Genomic DNA, 18,018 nt, shown 5'->3' on the forward strand with positions numbered 1-18,018 from the left:
CGGGTGTGACCGCCTGTTCATTGACGGCCGGACGAAGGCATTGAATCATCGCGCATATTTTAGGTGCTGCGATGTTAGAGATTGGTATTTTCTGCGTCATCCTCCTGGCCGTCGGCTATTGGGCGACCATGTTCATCATGGGCCGTCGCGACGACGTCATCCATGGCAAGTTCGTTCACGCCGAGGACGAGGACGAATTCGCCCCGGCCGCAATGCCTGCGCCTCCGCCATTCCCGAAGCGTCCCGTGAAAGCTGCGCAGCGCCCCGCTGCTCAGCCAGCCGGCACCGAGGCCAAGCCGGTGAACAGCGCTGCGCTGCAATCGCTGCTCGCCGCGATCCAGCAGGATCTCAAAAGCGTGGCTTGAGTCTTTCGCGAGGCCGCAACACAAGAGCGGCTGAGGTTCAGCCGCACATGTGCGCCATGGCTGTGACAGTGCGCTACAGCATGATTCGGAAAAGTGGGTGGCGGTTTTCCGAAAAGCTCATGCTCAAACAGTAACCCAAAGCGCGATGACGATTCATCTTAATCGCGTCGCGCTTTAGGCGGCGTGCCGCATGCGTTCGATACTCTGAGTAATATGGTTTCCTGCATCGTCAGCCACCTTCAAAGACATGTCCGCCATCCGGCGGCTGGTATCGAGGGCGCTTCTGATCGAATCGCGCATCAGATCGGTCTGCACAGCCGCCAAATCCTGCGGAGTTCGGCAGCGCCAGAGTTCATTCATACGGTCCATGGTCCTCTCGATCTGCTGTCGAACGAAATCGAAGTACTCGCGTGAGACGCCGTTCATTCCTTTGACGACCGCGGTTGTAGAGTACATGATTGCTTCAGCGTTGCGGACCGATCGTTCTGTTGCCTGCTCCGTTTCATTGCCCGTCACACCGAACGTGCGACCAAGCTGATCAGCAGACCGGCCCAACATTACAGTGGCCATGTCGACGCCGAAGCGCCAACTGTTTTGCAACATCTCGGCATTCTGTTGCAGCAGGTGACTGCTGGCTTGGGCCACCTCCTCGCTGGCCTCAGCGGTAGCTAAGCCGATCCGTCTGGTTTGCTCAGCGGTCCTTTCGGCGGCGCGGCGCATTGTGTCCTCAGGGCTTTGCGTAGACTTTTCCTCCTGGCGTGGATTAGCCATCTGTTGCTCCTTGGTTATTGTTGGTGACGTCGGATCCTCTCCGTCACAGGTGCGATCCTTAGCGGCCAACGTGGGCATTTCTGGACCGTTCCGGGGCACGTGATTTTTAATCAATCCTCCGCGATCGCGCGCAGGAACGAGCGCTTCAACTTCCAATTACTCCATGGATTGGTTCACTTGCTTGGCACCGCGGGTCTCATGTTCATACCCTCGATCAACAAGGGTCAGTAATGACCACCGCTGAAACCGTGTTGCTCATCGCTGCCTTGTTATTGGCGCTTCTCGTCGTCGGTAACATCGGCTTCTCCAAACTGGCCGAGTGGAGGAATCCACCAATCGGCAAGTTCCTCGAATGCGACGGCGTAGTGCTCCACTATGTCGATCGAGGGGATCCGGCCGCTCCTTGCGTCGTGCTGCTCCATGGCAACGGATCCATGATCCAGGACTTCACGATCAGCGGTCTGGTCGATCTTCTTGCCCGCACCAATCGCGTGGTGTGCTTCGATCGCCCAGGCTTTGGCTATAGTCAGCGGCCGCGGCTCCGAATATGGACCGCGGCAGCTCAAGCCGCTCTGCTGGCGAAGGCGCTCAATCAACTTGGAATCCGCAATCCGGTTGTGCTCGGCCATTCTTGGGGCGCCTTGGTCGCTATCGCTCTCGCCGTGCGAAAGGATTATCCGACCCAGGGTCTTGTGCTTGCGTCAGGGTACTATTTCCCGACCGGCCGATTGGACGTGTGGCTGATGTCAGGTCCAGCCATACCGGTCCTGGGCGACCTGGTCAGTTACACTGTCGCGCCGATCGTTTCGTGGGCCGTCCTGCCAGGAGCTCTTCGCAAGATCTTTGCGCCCCGTTCTGTCCCGCAGACGTTCAGGAATGAATTTCCAGCGTCTTTGGTGCTCAGACCCACACAGTTGAGGGCGGCTGCGGAGGAAAGTGCACTCCTCATTCCAACTGCAACACAATTCCAAGCTTATTATCCAGCCATCGGCGAGCGAGTGCAGATATTCCACGGAACAGAGGACCAAGTGATCGAATTCAGACAAGCGCAGGATTTACATCAAGCACTGCCTCGGTCCGATCTTCACCTTGTTCCAAATGCCGGGCATATGGTCACGTACGCAGACCCCGCCGCCATCGTGGAGGTCGTCAACTCAATGACGAACTCCTGAGATCGGCAGCGACGGCCGTCACTGGGCCTTGCCGCGTGCAGGCGCAGCAACCGGCCGCAATTCCATTCTTGATATGCCTGCTGCGACGTTCACACCTGTCTGCGCCTGGACGGACACCGGCTGCAAGGCAATCGTACGATCCGAGCCGCCCACCAGGAGGTTGGCACCAACTCCGGCGCCGACAGTGCCGCCGGCGGTCGCGCCCGCATAAGTTCCGGCCAAGGCTGCCCGGCGAACTGTCGTTGGCGCAAACACGGTCCAAACGAGCTGACCGCCGGACGTGGCTCCTATGTCGAGACCAAGCGTGCTGACGGTGCCTTCGTAAGCCTCGCGCGCCCTGCCTCGTGCCGATGCATAGATGCAGCTCAGCTGCCGTTGTCCCGCAACAATCATGCCGACTCCGGGCGATATGTTGCACGTGAGTGTGCCGACTCTCGAGCGCCCAGCCTCCTGCGCCGTTGCCGGAACCATCGTGAGGACGAGTGCCAAGGCCGCGCAAGCCGTGGCCAAATTGGTCAGCCTCGCTTCATTCAGCGTTGTCCTGGTCATGGGGCCTCCATCGACGTAGTCTGATCGTCCTTCAATGCGCGCGGAGCCAGCGATGTTCCTGTTGGTCGCAAGCCGAAGCTCCAGAACCACGAGACAGGCCTCGCTTACGGGGTCGGGATGTGGAGCACGCGTGTCCGGCTCTGCGCTAGGTGTTGAGTGACAGGCGGACATCAAGCGCGCCTACTGCACGCAGCCGATTTTATCAGTGCCCGTCGCCCATCTGGATCAGCAGCTCCTCGATATCGACATCGACCTGGCCGGCCGCCCTGATGTGGCGGACCTCGAGACTGTCGGGCTGGAAGCGGTATTCGACCAGGCCGACTTCCTTGATCGCGATCCGGTCCTGGCGCTGATCGTTGATGACGAAGCCCGCTGACGGCGCCCAGACGTGGCGGGTGTGGCGGAAGGTGAAGTCGCGGCGCTGGTGCACGTGCCCGCTGGCGATGAGACGCAGGTCGACCTTGCCGAACATCTCGATCAGCCGCGCCCGCGCCGGCTGCGGCACGTAGCGGATCGACGTCTCCGGCGTCTCGGCGTCGTCGGGCAGGTTGAGGAACAGCGGCTTGTGCAGGAACAGTGCGACCGGCCTGCCGTTCACGCGCGAGATTTCCTGAGACAGCCAGTCGAGCTGCTCGGCCTCGAAGGCGAGGCCCGAATTCATCACCAGCGAATTGAGGCCGATGAAGCGCCAGCCCGCGGCGTCAAACGCCCAATGATCTTCGCCGATGATGTCGCAGAACTGCTGGCGGTGCGTCTCGCTGACCGGCGGCTTCGGCGCCGGCCCGATCGCGGTCGGATTGTCCCCGATATCGTGATTGCCGGGGAGATAGCGGCAGGTGACGGGCAGCGCGTCGTGCAGGCTCTTCGCGAATTCGACGTCGTCGCGGCTGGTCGGCCCGTCGAACGAGACATCGCCGGTGTTGACGACGAGATCGGGCCTACCGGCGTCGATATGCTCGCTGATCGCCGCGAAGTTGGCGATCAGGCCGGGAAAGCGCCGGCCAAGATGGGTGTCGGAAATCTGCGTGAGACGAAATTCGGACATGCGATCATCCTACCCGTCGCCGCGCGTCGGAACGATGACGGCGCGGGTATGGATCGCAGCGAACAAAGTTTAAAGCACGCGGTAGCGGATGCTGTAGCCGTCCTGCGGGGCGACGGCTCCGGCGAGCGGGGAAGCGATGCGGTCGGCGAGGTGCCAGGGGCCGAACTGGCCGGAGCGATGCGGCTCGGCCGGCAGGCGGAGGCGGAACTCGAAGACGCCCTTGCCTGAGAGGTTCACGACCAGAACGCGATCGGCCGTGCGGTGGTTGAGCACCACTGCGCCGCGCAGCACGGCCCGGCCGTCCGAGAGGTCGCGCACGCCGTCCACCAGCGCCAATGTCTGGTTGCGGTCGGTGTGCAGCTCGATCTGGCTGTCGCCCACCGCCGCCAGCATCTCCCGGGGCATGCGGATCTCGAACTCGACGGCGGGCTTGGAGGGGTTGAGACCGAGATAGGCGAGCGCCGCGTGACGCATGTCGTAGGCGGCAAAGGCGAACAGCGCGAGCGCGGCCAAGGTCGCCAGGCCATGCCGGGCGACGTCCCGCCAGGTCCGATAGCTCAGGCGGAAGTAGACCGTCATGGCCAGCGCGACCGCGAGCGCTGCCGCGATCCCCGACAGTGCCGACATCAGGAGGCCGAGCTGGCCCGCGGCGGCTTCGCTGAACAAGCTGGACAAGGAATTCATGGCTGTCTCGCCTCGGGGCCCAAGGGGCCGAAATCGCTTCAACAATCTGGGGTTGGTCGGGGAAGCGGGAATGCCGGTTCAAGTCGTTCATTGTCAGCGCCAAAAGTCGCGGCTAATGACGTCGGCGGCATTTCGCCTCCCGGGAAAGTTCCGATGTCCGTTCAAATGGTCCTGCTGCCGGTCTTCGTGCAGGTCGCTCTCACCTTCGCGCTGCTGATCGGCATGGTCCTGGCGCGCCGCAAGACCTTGGTCTCCGGCGAGACCAAGATCCGTGACATTGCGCTCGGCGAGCCGAACTGGCCGAAGGGCGCCACACAAATCGCCAATTGCTACCGCAACCAGTTCGAGCTGCCGGTGCTGTTCTATGTCCTGATTGCGCTGGCATTGCCCTTGCGCCGCGCCGATCTCTTCATCGTGCTGATGTCCTGGGTGTTCGTGGTGACGCGCTTTGCCCATGCCGGCGTGTTCGTTTCCTCCAACGATCTCGGCCGCCGCTCCACGGTCTGGCTCGCCGGCGTGCTGGTGCTGCTCGCGATGTGGATTTACTTCGCGCTGAAGCTTTTGCTGCTGATCTAGGCGCTGCGCACCACTTGAAAGAACGCGAATGACCCCTGCTGCCCGGCTGTCCGCAGCCATCGAACTGATCGACACCATCGAAAGGGACCGCGTGCCCGCGGCGAAGGCGCTGAAGGAGTGGGGCACCGCGCACCGCTTCGCCGGTTCCGGCGACCGCGCGGCCATCGCCGGCCTCGTCTGGGATGTGCTGCGCCGCTACGTCTCGAGCGCCTGGCTGATGGATTCCGATACCGCGCGGGCCCGGCTGATCGGCATGCTCCGCCTCGAGCGCAACATGGACACGGCGACCATGGGCGCCTTGTTCGACGGCAGCCGCTTTGCGCCGGCGCCGCTGACCGAGGCCGAGCAGGCGGCGCTCGCCTCGCGCTCCCTCCAGGACGCACCTGCCGCCGTCGCCGGCGACTACCCGGAATGGCTCGACCCGCACCTTGCAAAAGTGTTCGGCGAGGATCGCGCCGCGGAGGCGGCCGCGATGGCGAGCCGGGCGCCGCTGGACCTGCGCGTCAACACGCTAAAATCCAACCGCGACAAGGCGCTGAAGGCGCTTTCTCATCTTCATGCAAAACCGACGCCCTGGTCCGCAACCGGCCTGCGCATCGAGCTTTCGGCCGATGCGCGCAACCCCGGCATCCAGGCGGAAGAGGATTTCATCAAGGGCGCGATTGAAGTGCAGGATGAGGGATCGCAGCTTGCGGCCCAGTTTACAGCGGCAAAACCCGGCGAGCAGGTGATCGATCTCTGCGCCGGCGCCGGCGGCAAGACGCTGGCGCTGGCCGCCCTGATGCAGGGCAAGGGCCGGCTGATCGCGACCGACCGCGACAAGCGCCAGCTCGCGCCGATCCATGAGCGGCTGTCGCGCGCCGGCGTCCACAACGCCGACATCCGCACGCCCAAGGGCGAGGCCGATTCGCTTGCCGACATCCGCAGCACCGCCGACCTCGTCGTGATCGACGCGCCCTGCACCGGAACCGGCACCTGGCGCCGCAACCCCGATGCCAAATGGCGCATGCGCCCCGGCGCGCTGGAGATCCGCCTGCGCGACCAGGCCGAGGTGCTGGAGCGCGCGGTTCCGCTGGTCAAGCCGGGCGGCCGCATCGCCTACATCACCTGCTCGGTGCTGGCGGAGGAGAACGGCGAGCAGGTGAGGGCGTTCGTCGGCCGACATGGCGAGTTCTCGGTCGTCCCGCCCGAGCAGACTGCAAGCGTGCTCTGGGACAAGGCGGAAGCCTTTGGCGAGGCTGCGCTGCAGTCAGCCGAGGGCTGGCTGATGACGCCGCGCCGGACCGGGACGGATGGGTTTTTCGTGTCGGTGCTGAAAAAGACCGGCTGATCGACGTTGTCATTCCGGGGCGCGCGTAGCGCGAGCCCGGAATCCATCGTGCGGCGGTCTCCGCGGGTCCATGGGTTCCGGGTTCGCCCTGCGGGCGCCCCGGAATGACATCAAAAACAAAAGCCCCGCAGACCGATCCCGGTCGCGGGGCTTTCGAGTTCCAACGTTCTGCCGGTACGTCCGCGGTCAGAACGGTGCGAGGGCGTTAGCCGACGCGGAGATTATCTGCCGACGACTTGCCGCTGCGGCGGTCGGCGACGATGTCGAACGAGACCTTCTGACCCTCGTTGAGGGAGGAGAGGCCAGCGCGCTCGACGGCGCTGATGTGAACGAACACGTCCTTCTGGCCGTCATCCGGCTGGATGAAACCATAACCCTTTTGGGTGTTGAACCACTTCACGGTGCCCATAGCCATGGGAATTTCCTTGTTTAGTTAGAGAGGTACGCACGCAGACCGGTACGCAGCATTGCGCCCATAGTCCCTGATGAGTCGATGTTTGGAGAATTCATCTGAAGCGTGCGCGCCCGTCAGCAACGAAGCGAAGCGGCCCAGTCGTTCGGCCAAGTATCGATGATCACAATATAGCGAGAATTTGGGGCCACTTCAAGGCACCACCCGCGACCCGAAACGTCGCGCGACTTTGCTATTTTGCGGTGCAAATTAACCGTCGGCGCGCCTCAGTCGACGATGAAGAGCGTGGCGCCCGTCGTCGTCGAGGACCGGTGCGCGGCGTCGCCGAAGTCCGATACCTGGTAGCTCATCCCCGCCGTGAGCTTGAATTTGCGCCCGTCGCGCAGCTCGCTATCGAGCTCGCCCTTCAGCACGTAGAGCACGTGGCCGCGGTCGCACCAGTGATCGGCGAGATAGCCCGGCGAGTACTCCACCATCCGCACGCGGAGTTCGCCGATGTTGAGCGTGCGCCATGTAGCCTCGCCGCTCTCGCCGGGATGCGTGGTCGGCTCAACCTTGCTCCAGTCGGTGACGGTGAAGGGGGAGGTGGGGAGTTTCATGGGGGCGATCCTGTCTCGGAGCCGGCGCCGCTCTTGTTAGCGAACGCTGTTGCCTCCGTCATTGCGGGCGCGAGGCTTGATCGTCGCCCCGATGTGGCCGCTTTTTCTTGGAGCGCTCGTTAGCGTTGCGACGACGTTTGCGTTGACCAAATTAGGTAAATATTACTTACCTAAGCGCCTCGTGTCCATGCCCAAAGAAGCATGTGGGCGCTCCACCACCGCGGTTGCGGCCCGCGCGCCGCCAGCGTATTGGCTGGCCATGACAGCAGCACAGAACGACCGCTCCGCGTCGACGCCCTCGGTGGCCTCGGCGCACGACAAGATTCTCATCGTCGACTTCGGCAGCCAGGTGACGCAGCTGATCGCGCGTCGCGTGCGCGAGGACGGCGTCTATTGCGAGATCGTCCCGTTCAACAAGGCGGAAGCCGCCTTCGAGGAGATGAAGCCGAAAGCGGTGATCCTCTCCGGCGGCCCCGAGTCGGTGCATGAAGCCGGCTCACCCCGCGCCCCGCAACTCATCTTCGATTCCGGCGTGCCGGTGATGGGCATCTGCTACGGCCAGATGACCATGGCGGCCCAGTTAGGGGGCGAGGTCGAGGGCGGCCATCACCGCGAATTCGGCCGCGCCGATGTCGAGGTGAAGGCCGAGAGCCAGCTGTTCGCCGATGTCTGGTCGTCAGGCAGCAAGAACCAGGTCTGGATGAGCCATGGCGACCGCATCACCAGGATGCCGCCGGGCTTCTCCGTCGCCGGCACCTCGCCGAATGCGCCCTTCGCAATCATCCAGGACGAGAAGCGCAAATATTACGGCTTGATGTTCCACCCCGAAGTGGTGCACACGCCCGACGGCGCAAAGCTCATCCGCAATTTCGTGCGCAAGATCGCCGGCCTCACCGGCGACTGGACCATGCGCGCCTTCCGCGAGGAGGAGATCGCAAAGATCCGCCAGCAGGTCGGCAAGGGCAGGGTGATCTGCGGCCTGTCTGGCGGCGTCGATTCGGCCGTGGCGGCCGTCCTGATCCACGAGGCCATTGGCGACCAGCTGACGTGTGTGTTCGTCGATCACGGCTTGATGCGCCTCAACGAGGCCGAGCAGGTCGTCGACCTCTTCCGCCACCATTACAACATCCCGCTCGTGCACGTGGACGCCTCCAAGCAATTCCTCGGCGAGTTAGAGGGCGTCACCGACCCCGAAGCCAAGCGCAAGACCATCGGCCGCCTCTTCATCGAGGTGTTCGAGGCTGAGGCCAAGAAGATCGGCGGCGCCGACTTCCTCGCCCAAGGCACGCTCTACCCCGACGTGATCGAGAGCGTCTCCTTCACCGGCGGCCCCTCGGTGACCATCAAGTCGCACCACAATGTCGGCGGCCTGCCCGAGCGCATGAACATGAAGCTCGTCGAGCCCCTGCGCGAGCTGTTCAAGGACGAGGTGCGCAAGCTCGGGCGCGAGCTCGGCCTCCCCGAAATCTTCGTCGGCCGCCACCCGTTCCCGGGTCCGGGCCTTGCCATCCGCTGCCCCGGCGAGATCACCAGGGATAAGCTCGACATCCTGCGCAAGGCGGACGCTGTCTACATCGACCAGATCAGGAAGCACGGCCTCTACGACGAGATCTGGCAGGCTTTTGCGGTGCTGCTCCCGGTAAAGACCGTCGGCGTCATGGGCGACGGCCGCACTTACGATTACGTCGTTGGCCTGCGCGCGGTGACCTCGACCGACGGAATGACCGCGGACTTCTACCAGTTCGACATGAAGTTCTTAGGGGAGACCGCGACGCGCATCATCAACGAGGTGAAGGGCGTGAACCGCGTGGTGTATGATGTGACCAGCAAGCCGCCGGGGACGATCGAGTGGGAGTGATCTGGTTGGTTGGCACGGCCCGGAACCAGAAAGGTGAAACCCTGGAACGCCCGCAGAGATGCGGGCTTCTTCGTTTTCAAGCTGGTGCTTGCGAGCGCCGGCAAGACTCGCGTCGCTGGCACAGGGTCCATCTTTGCCAAGATCGATAGGTAGCGCACCGTCAGCTTGCGGCGGATCTGGCAACATTTTCTCGAAGTCGAAGGAGGAGTTGCGATGACCATCTCGACAAGCGAAGTGGAACAGTTCTTTGAACGATATGCCCAAGCCTTCAGAGATGGCTTGGACGGTACTCTTGATGAGGAGTTTTTTCGTTCGCTTTTTTCCACCCAATATATCGCTGCAGGACCAAAGGGTGTCATGGCAGGGGACAACGATCACGCTTTTGTCGAGCGGATTTCAAAAGGATACGAGCGCTACCGTCAGATCGGAAACAAGGCGGTCACCGTCTCCGAGATCGAGATGCATTCGATCGATGAAACACATTGCCTTGTCCACGTGGGCTGGAGCAGCGAATTCGAGAAAGATGGCAGGCGTATCGACGTGCCTTTTACCAATGCCTATCTGCTTGAGCAGAATGATGGGCTGCTGAAGGTTTTCGGCTGGATTACGGGTGATGAAGTTCAACTGCTCAAGGACAATGGCCTCTTGTGAGGCTTGCCCAACGGCAGCGCGCCAGAACTTGCATTGATCAAAGAAGCTCGGCGCCGGCTCTTCGAAGCCGGCAGAACGGCCTCTGCGCGTCGAACTCAACCGCAACTCGTCCGTTCAGGCCGTGCGCGGGGTAGGACATTCCGGCATATTGAGATGGTAATGTGCCGAGGATAGCCTTCAAGGACAGCGCCCGCAGAGAATGCTTAAAACCCTCGACATCGGATGTTCGAGGCAGCTGGAACAAGCGTAGGTTGAAAGCGTTAGCTGCGGGCCGCACTTGATGTCGGGGGCGGAGCTATGTCCGACTTATTACCCAGCGCGTTGGATCTCGCGCGCTTCCAGTTTGCCTTCACGGTGGTCTGGCACTTCCTATTTCCGGCCTTCACCATCGGACTGGCGAGCTATCTTGCCGTGCTCGAAGGGCTGTGGCTGTGGACGGGCCGCGGCGCCTATCTCGATACCTACCGCTATTGGCTGAAGATTTTCGCCGTCGCTTTCGCCATGGGCGTGGTGTCGGGCTTGGTCATGTCATACCAGTTCGGCACGAATTGGTCGGTGTTTGCCGACAAGACATCCCCGGTGCTCGGGCCGCTCCTCGGCTACGAGGTGCTGACGGCATTCTTTCTCGAGGCCGGCTTCCTTGGAGTCATGCTCTTCGGCCTGGGACGCGTTGGCCCGCGCCTGCATTTCGTCGCGACCTGTTTCGTCGCGGGCGGCACCTTGCTCTCGGCCTTCTGGATTCTAGCCGCAAATTCCTGGATGCAGACGCCGGCAGGACACGCGATGGGAGCGGACGGCCAATTCATCCCCGAGAGCTGGCTCGCGATCATCTTCAATCCGTCGTTCCCTTATCGCTTCGCCCACACGGTGACGGCGGCTTACCTGACGACCGCGATGATCGTGGGAGCCGTGGGCGCCTGGCACCTGCTGCGGAACAGGATGAACGAACGCGCACGCATCATGTTTTCAATGGCGATGTGGATGGCCGCGATCGTGGCCCCGCTACAGCTTCTGATCGGCGATCTGCATGGGGTGAATTCGTATCACCACCAGCCCACCAAGGTCGCCGCCATGGAGGGTCACTTCGAGACCGAGCGCCGCGCGCCTTCCATCCTGTTCGGAATGCCGGACGCCGAAGCCGGGGTGACGCGCGGCCAAATTGCCATTCCTGGCTTTGCGAGCCTCTATCTCACGCATAGCCTTGATGGAGAGGTCAAGGGGCTCAAGGCTTTCCCGAAAGACACCTGGCCGACCAACATTCCGCTCGTCTTCTGGGCGTTCCGCATCATGGTCGGCCTGGGGATTCTGATGATCGTGCTCGGCATGGCCTCGCTCGTTCTGCGTTGGCGCGACGCTCTGTACGACACGCCATGGCTGCACCGCTTTGCCGTGGCCATGGGGCCGTCGGGGCTGATCGCTGTGACGGCCGGATGGACGGTGACGGAGGCGGGACGCCAGCCATTCACGGTTTATGGACTGCTGAGGACCGCCGATAGCGTGGCGCCGATCGCAGCGCCGGCGGTGGCCGCGTCTCTGGCGGCATTCGTTGTCGTGTACTTTGTCGTTTTCGGCGCGGGGATTGCTTATCTGTTTCACCTCTTCCGCCAGACCCCTGAAGCCGGCGAGCACGGACCGCCACAAGGCCAGCCGGTCCGCACGGCCGGCATCACGCCGGCGCCAGCCTTGATAGCAGGGTCAGACACGCACAGAGCAGAGCCGCGGCAAGCGGGGATCCGGCCATGAGCATCGACCTCACATTGATTTGGGCGCTGCTGATCGCCACGGCCGTGCTGCTCTACGTCGTGATGGACGGCTTCGACCTCGGCGTCGGCATCCTGTTTCCGGCCGAGGTGGCGAGGCCCGATCGCGATGTCATGGTCAACTCGGTGGCACCGGTCTGGGACGGCAACGAAACCTGGCTCGTCCTCGGTGGCGGCGGATTGTTCGCCGTGTTTCCACTGGCCTACGCGACGATTTTTCCTGCGCTGTACATGCCGCTCATTCTGATGCTGCTGGCGCTGGTGTTCCGCGGAGTAGCCTTTGAAATGCGGTTTCGAGCGCGGACGTCGGCTGGTGAAATATGGTGGGACCGCGCCTTCTCGTGGGGCAGCTTTGCGGCCGCATTGCTCCAGGGCGTTTGCCTTGGTGCCATCGTGCAGGGCATCCGCGTGGAGGGGCGTGCTTACGCCGGCGGGTGGTGGGACTGGCTGACACCTTTCTCGGTTTTGACCGGTATTGCTCTTGTCGTCGGCTACGGCCTGCTCGGCGCATGCTGGCTGATCTGGAAGACCGACGGCGCGCTTCAGGCACGCTGCCGCAACTACGCACGCGTTCTCGGATTTGCGACACTCGGCTTCATCGGCCTCATATCACTGATGATGGTCATCCAAAGCCCTGCGTTCCGGGAGCGATGGCTGACGCTGCCGAACATGCTTTACGCAGCGCCTGTGCCAGGTCTCTTGGCCCTGCTGGCATGGCGCTTTCACCGCGCGCTCGCAAAGGGCGAGGATGGGATGCCGTTCCTGTGCGCGCTGGGCTTTTTCCTGCTGTCCTATGCCGGGCTGGGCATTAGCATGTGGCCGATGATCGTGCCGCCCTCGATTACGATCTGGCAGGCAGCCACGCATCCCAGCAGCCAGTTATTCCTGCTCGTTGGCGCGGCGGTGCTGGTACCGGTGATCCTTGTCTATACCGGCTACGTCTATTGGATCTTCCGCGGCAAGGTGCGGCACGGCGAGGGGTATCACTGATGCTGCGCGCATCGCGGACTTGGAGGCAGCTGCTATGGTTCGTGACGCTGTGGGCTGCAGGTGTCACCACGCTCTTCGTGATCGCATTGCCGATCCGGTGGTTGCTCAAGGCGGGATGAGGAATCCGGAGCGGGCAGGATCGGCAGGCTGCCACTCCTCTCGGCATAGTGCGGCGCTGCGAGCCCCTCGCGTGCCATGCTTGGCCACGTCATCCCGACTGTGCGTAGCTCCCCGGCACAAACGTCGGATGCCCGACCTCTGCTCCCGTGATACGACATCCGCATCGTCTCCAAGGAGCCCGCTTAATGTCCGTCGCGACTGCCGCCAGCCAGCAGCCTGCTGCCGCTGAAACCGACCCCGAAACCCTCGGCTATATGCGCGGCTTCCCGCCATCCCCCGACCGCCTCATCACCTTCCAGGACGGCTCTTTCCGCAGCTTCCCCGAGCTTCGCTGGGCCTGGAGCAACATCCGCCAGCTGGTGCCGACCGTGAACGTCTGGCGCGGGGCGGGGCCGGCATCGGTGCTGCCGCGCGCGGAGCATGACATCGGCGCGGTCGCCTCGACCACGATGGACGGGCGTCCCATGACCTTCGAGAAGATGCTGGAGGAGACCTACACCGACGGCATCGCGGTGCTGCATCGGGGCAGGCTGATCTATGAGCGCTATTTCGGCGCGTTGAAGCCGCACAAGCCGCATATCGCGATGTCCGTGACGAAGTCGTTCACCGGCGTGCTCGCGGGGATTCTGGTCGCCGAGGGCAGGATCGACCCGCAGGCGCCCGTCGTCGACTATGTTCCGGAGCTGAAGCCAAGCGCGTTCGGCGATGCGCGTGTGCACGAGGTCATGGATATGACCACGGGGCTCGCCTACACCGAAATCTACACCGACAAGAACTCGGACGTGTGGGGCCTCAGGCGCGCCAACGGCATGGCGCCGATTCCGCCGGGCTATGACGGCCCGACCACCATCTTCGATTTCCTCATCGCGCAGAAGAAGCAGGGCGAGCACGGCACGGCCTTTGCCTACAAGACCGTCAACACCGACGTGCTGGCGTGGATCTGCCGGCGTGCCAGCGGGCTGACGCTGTCCGATCTCTTGTCGGAGCGGATCTGGCAGCCGATGGGCGCGGAGGAGGATGCGCATTATCACGTCGATCGCATCGGCACCGAGAGCGGCGGCGGCGGCCTCTCCACCACGTTGCGCGATCTCGCCCGCTTCGGCGAGACCATGCGCAACCACGGCCGCTTCAAGGGCCGCCAGATCGTGCCGTCGCAGGTGGTCGAGGACATCGCGCGCGGCGGCGATCCCGAAAAATTCAAGCCGGCCGGCTACACCACACTGCCGGGCGCCTCCTACCGCAATCAATGGTGGATCACGCACAATGAGCACGGCGCCTACATGGCGCGCGGCGTCTACGGCCAGGGCATCTACATCGATCCCAAGGCCGAGATGGTGATCGCACGCTACGCCTCGCATCCGATGGCGGGTAACGCCGCCAACGATCCCGTGACGCTGCCGGCCTATATGGCGCTGGCGAAGGCGCTAGTGACGGGCGGGTAAGGTGGATTAGCCTGCGGTTGCGCGAAGCGCAGCCCGCCGGCGTAATCCACCATCTATCGTCGCGCCGTGTTGGCAGATGGCGGATTACGCCTTCGGCTAATCCGCCCTACGAGCTGGCGAAGGCGCTGATGCCCGGCGGGTAGGGCGTCGCAGCTCGTGCCTCACTCATGCGCCTCCTGCCAATGCGGATAAGTGACATAGGCGGTGACGGCGCCTTGCTCGTGCGAGCGGATCGTGACCGTCTCGCCCTTCGGCATATGGACGATCTCGCCGGGCCCCGCGGTCACGGTGCTGCCGTCGCTCGTGACCGACAGCTTCCCTTCGAGGACGATCATGACATCGTCGACCTTCATCGTCTCCTTGAGATTTTGGTTCGGCGCGTAGCGGCCGAAGCCGATCGTGATAGGTCCGCCCTGGCGCTGGTCGACCATGTTGGCGACGAAAATATCGCCATCCTGTCCCGGTGAGCGCTCGAGCGAGGCGTCGGCGATGGCGAATTTGCGAACTTTCATGAGGTCATTCCGTCTTGTGGGGCTGGGGGAGGGCACCGATAGACGCCGTGGCCGTTGTTTGGTTCCGCCTCGCGGGCGGTTTGACGCAGCGGAACGCCGCGCAATATAAGTATTGACTTATATTAGTCGCGATCGATATTTGTTCGGCGGATGAACCACAGGGAGAACCGAAAATGCAGATCGACGTCGCCAGGGTCTTGGGGCTTGTGACGCGCTCGGTGAGGAGCTTGGAGAGAGACGGCAAGCCGGCGAGCGCGGTGACGCTAACGCGGCTCTACGACACCAGCGTCGACGATCTCTGGGACGCCGTGACCAGCAGGGAGCGGATCCCGCGCTGGTTTGCGCCGGTCGAGGGCGACCTCCGGCTCGGCGGACGCTACCAGGTCAAGGGCAATGCCGGCGGCACCATCACGTCCTGCACGCCGCCCACCCATTTCGCCGCGACCTGGGAATTCGGCGGCGCCACGAGCTGGATCGACGTCAGCCTGAAAGCCGAGCGGAGCCAGGCGCGCCTGACGCTTGAGCACACCGCGATCATCGAGGATCATTGGAATCAGTTCGGTCCGGGTGCGGTCGGTATCGGTTGGGACCTCGCGCTTGCGGGACTTGAGCGATATCTTGCGACCGGGGCATCGGTCGATCATGAAACGGCGGAGGCGTGGATGGTCTCGCCCGAGGGCAAGGACTTCATGACGACGAGCGGCGAATATTGGCGTGCGGCGCATGTCGCAAGCGGGGTCGATCCTGACGAGGCGAAGCAGCGCTCGGACCGCACCATCGCATTCTATCGCGGCGAGATGCCGCCCGACATCGTTCATCCCGGCACCGGAAGCTGATGCACGCCTTCGAGGTCCTCGCCGATCCCGTGCGCCGCCGCATCCTCGAGCTGCTCGGCCTCAAGGAGATGGCGTCCGGCGAGGTCGTCGAAGTCATCGGGGCCGAGTTCGGCATCACCCAGGCGGCCGTCTCGCAGCACCTCAAGGTGCTGCGCGAGAGCGGCTTTGCGAGCGTCCGGGCGGAGGCGCAAAGGCGCCTCTATTCGGTCGACGCCGCCGGGCTGCAAGCGGTCGATGCCTGGGTCGGCCAGTTCAGGATTTTCTGGGAGCCGAAGCTGGACGCGCTCGCCACCGAGATCGCGCGCGGGAAGCGCGAGCGTCGCAAGGCGCCGATCATCAAGCGGACAGGGAAGAGGGCGTAATCGGGCTCCGTAGCCTGGATGGAGCGCAGCGTAATCCGGGGTGTCCCACACAGGCAGTAGCGTAGGGTGGATTAGCAGGCCGCCGCGAAGCGCAGCGGGCGGCGTAATTCACCATCTCTCTCATTTTGTCGTACTCAGGTGGATTACGCTGCGCTAATCCACCCTACGAATTCCGCGACATCTTCTCGAACTTCTTCACCAGCCGCTCCCGCTTCAGCCGCGACAGCCGCTGAATCCAGAACATGCCGTCGAGCTGGTCGATCTCGTGCTGATGGCAGACAGCTCGCAGGGCTTCGGACTCCTCGGTGTGCATGTTGCCGTCGAGATCCCGATAGCTGATCCGCACCCGCGCGTGTCGCTGCACCTCGTCGTTGATCCCCGGCATCGAGACGCTGCCTTCGCGGTGCATGATCATCTCCGGCGAGACCCATGTGATCTCCGGATTGACGTAGGTCTGCGGGCCGTCCTTCGCGTCGAGCTCCAGCACCACGACGCGCAAGGGTACGCCGATATGCGGCGCGGTGATGCCGATGCCGGGCGCGGCGCGCATTGTGTCGAGCAGATCCTGCGCGAGCTCGCGCAAGGAATCGTCGAACGCGGTGACGGGGCGGGCCGGCAGCGCGAGCCGGCGGTCGGGATAGCGCACGATCGGGCGGATGGTCATGCAGGGCTCCTACCACTCACTCACGGATCATTGAAGCATCCTCGCTTGACCGCCTACCTACTGGAAGGTAGCTAAGCGCCATGAGCACCGCTTCCTCGACCGCCGACGACATTCTTGGCTGCGCCCGCACGCTGATCATCGCTGGCGGCTACAACGGCTTCAGTTACGCCGACATCGCCGATGTCGTCGGCATCCGCAAGCCGAGCATCCACCACCACTTTGCCAGCAAGGTCGATCTGGTCCGCACCCTGGTGTCGCGCTATCGCGAGGAGGCCCAGGCAGGGCTGTCGGCGCTCGAGCGCAATGTCGCCGACCCCGCCGAGCAGCTCAAAAGCTACATCGCCTATTGGGAGGCGTGCATCAAGGATGCGACGGCTCCCTTCTGCGTCTGCGCGCTCCTTGCCAGTGAGCTTCCGATTCTGCCCGAGGAAGTGGCGCTCGAAGTCCGCGCGCATTTCCGCTCCGTGTCGTCGTGGCTGGCTTCGGTGATGGAGCGCGGCAAGCGGCAAGGCCGGCTCCATCTCTCCGGCACCGCGCGGGCCGAGGCGGAGGGATTCATGGCAACCGTTCACGGCGCGATGCTGTCGGCGCGGGCCTATGGCGATCCAAAAATCTTCGGGACAATCACCCGGCCGCTGCTGGAGCGGCTTTCCACCAGGCACTGACGAGATCGGCACAGGCCGGGCAGGGCGGTGCTTCGGCGTCGTACGTAAACTACCAACTAGTAGGTAAGGAGCAGAAAATGAGAACCAGCGAGATGGCTTTGGGCGCCGACCAGGCGCAATGGCTGAAGCAGTACTACTTCATGCGTGCCGCGTTTTCCGTCGCTTGGGTCATTGCGGCCCTCGCGATCGCGCCGTCATCGGCAGTGATCGCAGCGACGTTGCTCGTTGCCTATCCGGCCTGGGACGCTGCCGCCAATTATCTCGACGCGCTCTGGAGCGGTGGCTTGAACCAGAACCGCACGCAGGGCCTGAACGTGCTGGTCAGCCTCGCCACCACCATTGCGGTCATCCTGGCCTTGCAGGTCAGCATGAACTGGGTGCTCGGAATCTTCGGAGCCTGGGCGATCCTGTCCGGACTGCTCCAGCTCGGCACGGCCGTGCGGCGCTGGAAGCGTCTCGGCGCGCAATGGGCCATGGTGCTCAGCGGTGGCCAGTCGGCCCTGGCGGGCGGCTTCTTCATCTTCCAGGCCGCGACGCCTGCGGTGCCGTCGATTGCGAATGTCGCGGGCTATGCCGCCGTCGGCGCGATCTACTTCCTGGTCTCGGCGGTCTGGCTCACGGTCGGCGACTGGCGCCGTAGTGCGGCCCTGTGAGC

Annotated in this window: 21 protein-coding genes; 13 read left to right on the forward strand and 8 right to left on the reverse strand. The window is 63.5% G+C overall.

Annotated features, from left to right (window positions below; all coding sequences use genetic code 11):
• The first annotated feature begins 71 nt into the window (after nt 1-71).
• On the forward strand, nt 72-365 hold the full coding sequence (locus I6F09_RS01580; RefSeq protein ID WP_225187330.1) for a hypothetical protein: 294 nt from the start codon (nt 72-74) through the stop codon (nt 363-365).
• 174 nt (nt 366-539) lie between these two features.
• On the opposite strand, the gene I6F09_RS01585 is transcribed toward I6F09_RS01580, so the two are convergent.
• Entirely contained in the window at nt 540-1,136 is a 597-nt protein-coding gene (locus I6F09_RS01585) for a phasin family protein (protein ID WP_036001015.1), read from the reverse strand.
• A 230-nt stretch (nt 1,137-1,366) separates the two neighbouring features.
• Between I6F09_RS01585 and I6F09_RS01590 the strand changes: the two genes are divergently transcribed.
• Nucleotides 1,367-2,308, forward strand: a complete 942-nt coding sequence (locus I6F09_RS01590; protein WP_036022562.1) for an alpha/beta hydrolase — start codon at nt 1,367-1,369, stop codon at nt 2,306-2,308.
• 18 nt (nt 2,309-2,326) lie between these two features.
• On the opposite strand, the gene I6F09_RS01595 is transcribed toward I6F09_RS01590, so the two are convergent.
• The 3 genes from I6F09_RS01595 to I6F09_RS01605 all read right to left on the reverse strand — a co-directional run bounded on the left by I6F09_RS01595 (nt 2,327) and on the right by I6F09_RS01605 (nt 4,586).
• On the reverse strand, nt 2,327-2,857 hold the full coding sequence (locus tag I6F09_RS01595; RefSeq protein ID WP_050995857.1) for a DUF992 domain-containing protein: 531 nt from the start codon (nt 2,855-2,857) through the stop codon (nt 2,327-2,329).
• Nucleotides 2,858-3,059: 202 nt separating this feature from the next.
• Nucleotides 3,060-3,902 (reverse strand): metallophosphoesterase, encoded by an 843-nt coding sequence (locus I6F09_RS01600; protein WP_225140211.1) that lies wholly within the window; start codon nt 3,900-3,902, stop codon nt 3,060-3,062.
• Between the two features lie 69 nt (nt 3,903-3,971).
• Entirely contained in the window at nt 3,972-4,586 is a 615-nt protein-coding gene (locus tag I6F09_RS01605; protein ID WP_225187331.1) for an acriflavin resistance protein, read from the reverse strand.
• Nucleotides 4,587-4,739: 153 nt separating this feature from the next.
• Between I6F09_RS01605 and I6F09_RS01610 the strand changes: the two genes are divergently transcribed.
• Entirely contained in the window at nt 4,740-5,162 is a 423-nt protein-coding gene (locus I6F09_RS01610) for an MAPEG family protein (RefSeq protein ID WP_036000992.1), read from the forward strand.
• A gap of 28 nt (nt 5,163-5,190) precedes the next feature.
• Nucleotides 5,191-6,492 (forward strand): RsmB/NOP family class I SAM-dependent RNA methyltransferase, encoded by a 1,302-nt coding sequence (locus I6F09_RS01615; protein ID WP_225187332.1) that lies wholly within the window; start codon nt 5,191-5,193, stop codon nt 6,490-6,492.
• A 205-nt stretch (nt 6,493-6,697) separates the two neighbouring features.
• On the opposite strand, the gene I6F09_RS01620 is transcribed toward I6F09_RS01615, so the two are convergent.
• On the reverse strand, nt 6,698-6,907 hold the full coding sequence (locus I6F09_RS01620; RefSeq protein ID WP_008141931.1) for a cold-shock protein: 210 nt from the start codon (nt 6,905-6,907) through the stop codon (nt 6,698-6,700).
• 263 nt (nt 6,908-7,170) lie between these two features.
• Nucleotides 7,171-7,503: a DHCW motif cupin fold protein gene (locus I6F09_RS01625; protein WP_036000985.1), complete on the reverse strand. Its 333-nt coding sequence runs from the start codon at nt 7,501-7,503 to the stop codon at nt 7,171-7,173.
• Between the two features lie 259 nt (nt 7,504-7,762).
• Between I6F09_RS01625 and guaA the strand changes: the two genes are divergently transcribed.
• The 5 genes from guaA (at nt 7,763) to I6F09_RS01650 (ending at nt 14,324) form a co-directional block, all read left to right on the forward strand.
• A complete protein-coding gene (gene guaA / locus I6F09_RS01630; RefSeq protein WP_109144046.1) occupies nt 7,763-9,361 on the forward strand; it encodes a glutamine-hydrolyzing GMP synthase in 1,599 nt (532 codons plus the stop codon).
• A 213-nt stretch (nt 9,362-9,574) separates the two neighbouring features.
• On the forward strand, nt 9,575-10,012 hold the full coding sequence (locus tag I6F09_RS01635) for a nuclear transport factor 2 family protein (protein ID WP_225155898.1): 438 nt from the start codon (nt 9,575-9,577) through the stop codon (nt 10,010-10,012).
• A gap of 297 nt (nt 10,013-10,309) precedes the next feature.
• A complete protein-coding gene (locus I6F09_RS01640; RefSeq protein ID WP_225112227.1) occupies nt 10,310-11,755 on the forward strand; it encodes a cytochrome ubiquinol oxidase subunit I in 1,446 nt (481 codons plus the stop codon).
• A complete protein-coding gene (gene cydB / locus I6F09_RS01645) occupies nt 11,752-12,762 on the forward strand; it encodes a cytochrome d ubiquinol oxidase subunit II (RefSeq protein WP_225125741.1) in 1,011 nt (336 codons plus the stop codon). Before I6F09_RS01640 ends, cydB begins: the two co-directional genes overlap by 4 nt.
• A 305-nt stretch (nt 12,763-13,067) precedes the next feature.
• Complete coding sequence (locus I6F09_RS01650; RefSeq protein ID WP_225187333.1) at nt 13,068-14,324, forward strand: serine hydrolase; 1,257 nt, start codon at nt 13,068-13,070, stop codon at nt 14,322-14,324.
• A 161-nt stretch (nt 14,325-14,485) separates the two neighbouring features.
• Here I6F09_RS01650 and I6F09_RS01655 read toward each other — a convergent pair whose 3' ends face one another.
• Nucleotides 14,486-14,836 carry a cupin domain-containing protein gene (locus I6F09_RS01655; RefSeq protein WP_036000964.1) on the reverse strand — a complete coding sequence of 117 codons (351 nt, stop codon included), beginning with the start codon at nt 14,834-14,836 and terminating at the stop codon, nt 14,486-14,488.
• A gap of 173 nt (nt 14,837-15,009) precedes the next feature.
• Between I6F09_RS01655 and I6F09_RS01660 the strand changes: the two genes are divergently transcribed.
• Complete coding sequence (locus I6F09_RS01660; protein WP_036000961.1) at nt 15,010-15,672, forward strand: SRPBCC family protein; 663 nt, start codon at nt 15,010-15,012, stop codon at nt 15,670-15,672.
• Nucleotides 15,672-16,034, forward strand: a complete 363-nt coding sequence (locus I6F09_RS01665; RefSeq protein ID WP_057028929.1) for a metalloregulator ArsR/SmtB family transcription factor — start codon at nt 15,672-15,674, stop codon at nt 16,032-16,034. Before I6F09_RS01660 ends, I6F09_RS01665 begins: the two co-directional genes overlap by 1 nt.
• A 163-nt stretch (nt 16,035-16,197) precedes the next feature.
• Here I6F09_RS01665 and I6F09_RS01670 read toward each other — a convergent pair whose 3' ends face one another.
• Entirely contained in the window at nt 16,198-16,698 is a 501-nt protein-coding gene (locus I6F09_RS01670) for a peptide deformylase (RefSeq protein ID WP_036034193.1), read from the reverse strand.
• A gap of 80 nt (nt 16,699-16,778) precedes the next feature.
• On the opposite strand from I6F09_RS01670, the gene I6F09_RS01675 reads away from it, so the two are divergent.
• Together I6F09_RS01675 and I6F09_RS01680 are read left to right on the forward strand one after the other, a co-directional pair.
• Nucleotides 16,779-17,363 carry a TetR/AcrR family transcriptional regulator gene (locus I6F09_RS01675; protein ID WP_036000944.1) on the forward strand — a complete coding sequence of 195 codons (585 nt, stop codon included), beginning with the start codon at nt 16,779-16,781 and terminating at the stop codon, nt 17,361-17,363.
• A 77-nt stretch (nt 17,364-17,440) separates the two neighbouring features.
• Complete coding sequence (locus tag I6F09_RS01680) at nt 17,441-18,016, forward strand: DUF308 domain-containing protein (protein ID WP_074447870.1); 576 nt, start codon at nt 17,441-17,443, stop codon at nt 18,014-18,016.
• The last annotated feature ends 2 nt before the right edge of the window (nt 18,017-18,018 follow it).

The sequence above is a fragment of the Bradyrhizobium sp. IC3195 genome, from assembly GCF_020193585.1.
Classification (GTDB): Bacteria; Pseudomonadota; Alphaproteobacteria; order Rhizobiales; family Xanthobacteraceae; genus Bradyrhizobium; species Bradyrhizobium yuanmingense.